1 protein-coding gene is annotated in these 619 nt (G+C 44.9%); it reads left to right on the top strand.

What is annotated here, in order from left to right; translation table 11 throughout:
- Positions 1-153: 153 nt before the first annotated feature.
- Positions 154-600: a hypothetical protein gene (locus ACTHUR_RS15610; protein WP_003757691.1), complete on the top strand. Its 447-nt coding sequence runs from the start codon at positions 154-156 to the stop codon at positions 598-600.
- Positions 601-619 lie beyond the last annotated feature (19 nt).

Genomic DNA, 619 nt, shown 5'->3' on the forward strand with positions numbered 1-619 from the left:
GCATATCCTCTGCCGCATTAGCGGCAATTTTGATTATTCGCCCTTGGGCGATTTATCGGGTATCGTCTGTCTTATTGTTTAAATTTTAGCCGTCCGAAAGGGCGGCTTTTTTCTGCCTGCCTGAAGGGTGGGCTTTTTTTATGGAGGTTTATTATGGATCAGGCAAAACGTACAGCCTATGTTAAAATCATTAACGCTTTATTCGACGGAGCTGTCAAGGTACAGCCCGGTCAAATTACCGAAACCGTCGTTGATATGGCGGACAAGATGTTTGACGAAATTGCGACCTGCCATGAGCGCATCAAGCCGATGGCGGTGTTGGCAGACGGTATTGCAGGAAGTATTGTCAAACTTGCGCCAAACGAAATTCCGCTTATTTTTGGGAATTCGTCGTTTGGAAGCTATCTGAAAAGTAAAACCCGTGATGAAGTGTTTAAAGTGTTGAAGCAAAGCAAGGTTAATAATGCCGTTAAAGTCCTTGAGGCATTTTACGAAAGCTGGTTAAAGTACACTGCAAAAGACCGCCGTCTGAAAGTCTGCATCGTAACCGCGCAATCCCGTTGGCGTTCGCGCTTTGAAATGGAATTGCTGGGAATTTAAACAGGAGCAGAAGTAAATG

The sequence above is a fragment of the Neisseria sp. P0021.S007 genome, from assembly GCF_051956855.1.

What these genes read in the sequence shown, in the direction of transcription:
- ACTHUR_RS15610 (WP_003757691.1), top strand. Translation starts at nt 154, where the DNA reads ATGGATCAGGCAAAACGTACAGCCTATGTTAAAATCATTAACGCTTTA.